The following is a 3,278-nucleotide window of genomic DNA, read 5'->3' on the forward strand; positions in this document are numbered from 1 at the left end:
GCCTGGCCGTTGTCGAAAAGCCGGGGCGCGGAAGGTCCAAGCGTGGCCTGCATGGCCCCTGGTGCGGGCGCTTCGCGCGATGGAGGCGGTGGCGGGGCGGGAGCGGGCTGGGCAGGCGGCGCGGCGTGGTGTTCGGCGGCGGTCCTCGGCGGTGTGTTCTTTGGTATGGGAATTTCCGGCGGTGGCGGCGCGGCCTCGGCCGGGATCGCCCGCGGCCGGTCGATCAGGCGCACCTGCAGGGCGGAATCGCGCGGATCATGCAGCGCCTCGCGCGCGTGCGGCTGCATGCCGACGCGGGCGGCGATGAAGATCACCAGGTGCAGCGCCACCACCAGCACGATGCCCAGCACCACGGGAAGGCGCTCACGGGGCGCCTGGCGCCAGCGCATCTCGTGCAGGAGGGCCCGGGTGGGGGCATCGATCACGGCCAGGCCCGCGCCCTGGCGTGGCTCGAGCACGAGGCGGTGGTGTTCTACCTGGTCGGGTACGGGGACTCCCTGGTGCTGCACTGGCCGATGATCTCCGTTCTCGCGCCGACTTTCGATGAATGAACCGCCGAGCTTAGCGACCGGGCCCTAAACGCGGCCTAAGCCGCTTGACGCGCCTTGCGGATGGGAGAAGGCTATGGGGACACCAACGCCATCGTCATGCCGCTCGCGGCGTACGGTCGCGACGCCAGTCATCGACGCCGCCCCCATGCCGCCCGCCCGTACCGTTAACCTCGGAGGGTCGCATCGTGTCGTACACCACGGAACACATCCGCAACCTAGCCCTCGCCGGCCATGCCGGCGCGGGCAAGACCACCCTGCTCGAAGCCCTGCTGCATGCCGGCGGCGCCCTGGCCACCCGGGGCGAAGTCGAACGCGGCAATACCGTTTCCGATTTCGACCCGGCCGAGCGAGCGCGAGGGCATTCGATCGACACGGCCATCGCCTCCCTCGAGCGCGACGGCCACCGCATCACCCTGATTGACACCCCAGGCTACGCAGAGTTCCGTGGACCGGCCCTGGCGGCGATGGACGCGGTGGAAACCATCGCGGTGGTCGTCAATGCCGCACACGGCATCGAGCACGGCACCCGATGGGTGATGGAGCGGGCGCGCGAGCGCGGCCTGGCCTGCATCCTGGTGGTGAACCGCATCGATGCCGACCACGTTGACCTTCCCTCCCTGGTGCAATCCCTGCGCAATGAATTCGGCAGCCAGTGCCTGCCGGTGAACCTGCCCTGCGCCAAGGGCCGCACGGTGGCCGACTGCTTCTTCCAGACCGGGGGCGAAAGCGATTTTTCAGCGCCCGTGCACGCGCATCAGCAGATGCTGGACCAGATCATGGAGACCGACGAGGCCACCATGGAGCACTACCTGGAGGAAGGCGAGGAATCGCTTACCCCGCGCGAATTGCACGATGCCTTCGAGCGCGCGCTGCGCGAAGGCCACCTGGTGCCCATCTGCTTCACCTCCGCGCGCGACAATGTGGGCATCGAGCCCTTGCTAGACCTCATCGTACGGCTGATGCCCAGCCCCGCCGAACGCAATCCGCCACCGTTCCTGCATCTTGGCGGCGAGCCGGTGGAGGCGGTGCCCGATCCCGCACGGCATGTGATCGCCGACGTATTCAAGGTGGTCAACGATCCCTTCGTGGGCAAGCTCGGCATATTCCGCGTGTACCAGGGCACGATCCGCCGCGACATGCAGCTTTACATCGACGACGCCCGCAAGCCCTTCCGCGTGTCGCACCTGTTCCGCCTGCAGGGCAAGGAACACATCGAGATCGACGAAGCCTTGCCCGGCGACATCGCCGCGGTTTCCCGCATCGAGGAAATCCACTTCGACGCCGTGCTTCACGATGCCCACGATGAGGACCAACTGCACCTGGCGCCCGCACCTTTCCCCAACCCGATGTTCGGCCTGGCCATTGAGCCGGCGCACAAGGGGCAGGAGCAGAAAATGGCCCAGGCCTTGGCCCGGCTGGCCGAGGAAGATCCCTGTTTCCAGGTCGAGAACCACAACGAACTGAACGAGACGGTGATCCGTGGCCTTTCCGACCTGCACCTGCGCCTGATGCTCGAGCGCATGCATTCCCGCTACGGCGTGGAAGTGGTGTCGCATACGCCGCGCGTGGCCTATCGCGAAACCATCAACGGCGCGGCCGACGGTCACCACCGGCACAAGAAGCAGACCGGCGGCGCGGGCCAATTCGGCGAAGTTACCCTGCATGTGGAACCGCTGGCCCGCGGCGAAGGCTTCCGCTTCGAAGACGCCACCAAGGGTGGCGTGATACCCGGCCAGTTTATTCCTGCCATCGAGAAAGGCGTGCGGCAGGCACTTAAACATGGCGCCATCGCCGGCTATCCGATCCAGGACGTGCGCGTGGTGGTGACCGATGGCAAGCACCATCCGGTGGATTCGAAGGAAGTGGCGTTCGTGAGCGCGGGCCGCAAAGCTTTCCTCGATGCCGTGAGCAAGGCCCATCCCCAGGTACTGGAGCCGGTGGTCACGCTGGATGTGTCGCTACCGGAACAGAACGTCGGCGATGTCACCGGCGGCCTCGCCTCCCGCCGCGCCCACATCCTGGGCACCGACACCCTGCCCCGCGGCGAAATGGCCATCCACGCCCATGTTCCCCTCGCCGAACTCGACGACTACGCCGTGCAATTGAAATCCGTCACCGGCGGCCAGGGCCACTACGTGTTGGAGTTCAGTCATTACGACGTGGTGCCGCCGACGGTGCAAAAGCGGTTGATGGAAGCGTGGACGCCTCAGGCGGAGGCGTCGTAGCCGCGCGGTTTGGGGGTCAGAGTTATGACTCTGACCCCGTGCGTTCCCGGAGTTCACCGCCGACGGTTGTCGACGCCGATCCCCAGCCATGACGGCTGATCAGAGGTCATGGCCGCCACCCAGGAATCAAGCTCGCGGGCGCTCACTTTGTGAAAGCGTCCGTCTAGCACTTTCCTCAGTTTGGCTTTACGCACGCCCAGAGCAGCGGCCGCCTTCTGGGTGGTCCAACCGCGGCTTTTGATGGCCGTATCAAGCGTGATGGTCATGCTCGCTTTCGCGAGTATGTCATCCGCATCGGCGAGACCCAGATCGGCATACACATTCCCTGAACTTTCTACTATTTCGATCATTTCGCCACTCCATGGCCTGCGATGGATCGCACCTCCCTTGTCTCCCTTTACGGGATGATCGGGTGATGCACGTTGATCATCGCATTGGATCTAGCATTGCGGTTTGTTCGATATCTAAAGCCATCCAACTTTGCGACGCTTACTATGGTGGA

General features: G+C 65.3%; 2 protein-coding genes and 1 pseudogene. 1 reads left to right on the forward strand and 2 read right to left on the reverse strand.

What is annotated here, in order from left to right; genetic code table 11:
- A pseudogene (locus tag VK519_RS12295) lies at positions 1-509 on the reverse strand (hypothetical protein); the annotation flags it as partial.
- Between the two features lie 227 nt (positions 510-736).
- On the opposite strand from VK519_RS12295, the gene fusA reads away from it, so the two are divergent.
- Positions 737-2,776, forward strand: a complete 2,040-nt coding sequence (gene fusA, locus VK519_RS12300) for an elongation factor G (protein WP_324350163.1) — start codon at positions 737-739, stop codon at positions 2,774-2,776.
- 53 nt (positions 2,777-2,829) lie between these two features.
- Here fusA and VK519_RS12305 read toward each other — a convergent pair whose 3' ends face one another.
- Positions 2,830-3,126 carry an XRE family transcriptional regulator gene (locus tag VK519_RS12305; RefSeq protein WP_324350164.1) on the reverse strand — a complete coding sequence of 99 codons (297 nt, stop codon included), beginning with the start codon at positions 3,124-3,126 and terminating at the stop codon, positions 2,830-2,832.
- Between the last annotated feature and the right edge of the window lie 152 nt (positions 3,127-3,278).

This window comes from Pinirhizobacter sp. (assembly GCF_035317885.1).
Classification (GTDB): Bacteria; Pseudomonadota; Gammaproteobacteria; order Xanthomonadales; family Rhodanobacteraceae; genus Pinirhizobacter.